Below are 530 nucleotides of genomic sequence, written 5' to 3' on the forward strand. Positions count from 1 at the left end.
GCATCAAGAATATCGCCTTCATAGACACATACCGTTTGTCCAGCAAGGAGCGGGCATAAGGTGGTGGTCACCGACAGGTCAAAACAGTAGTTAGAAGAAAAGTCGATATTACGATACTTGTCACCTAACTGGCAGGTTAAGGCGTGAAGGTAGTAAAGCACATTGTGCTGAGTGAGCATCACGCCTTTTGGTTGCCCGGTTGTTCCTGAGGTGTAGATGATATAAGCCAAATTAGCCAACGCTGTTGGGCGCACTAAGTTCTCGTGCTCCACCGCCAGTGCATGGGTATTGACACTGAGCACCGCCGCTTTTCCAAGCACAGGCTTAAGTGACGGCAAGTGGCATTCCTGTGTTAGCACTAAGTCGGTGTTGGTGTCGGTTAAAATAAACTCAACCCGAGCTTCTGGATAATCTGGTGAAACAGGCACATAGGCACCACCGGCTTTGAGCACGGCCAAAATAGCAATAAGCATCTCGCTACTGCGAGAAAAGTAGAGGGCGATAGGGGTATCGGCAGGCAATAGGCCTGC

The 530-nt window shown here is 49.8% G+C and carries 1 protein-coding gene; it reads right to left on the reverse strand.

The genetic code is table 11. The features are described from left to right. The coding region (locus tag A587_RS24440; protein WP_036965371.1) for an AMP-binding protein at nt 1–530 on the reverse strand (530 nt) is incomplete at both ends.

This window comes from Pseudoalteromonas sp. NJ631 (assembly GCF_000276645.1).
GTDB lineage: Bacteria > Pseudomonadota > Gammaproteobacteria > Enterobacterales > Alteromonadaceae > Pseudoalteromonas > Pseudoalteromonas piscicida.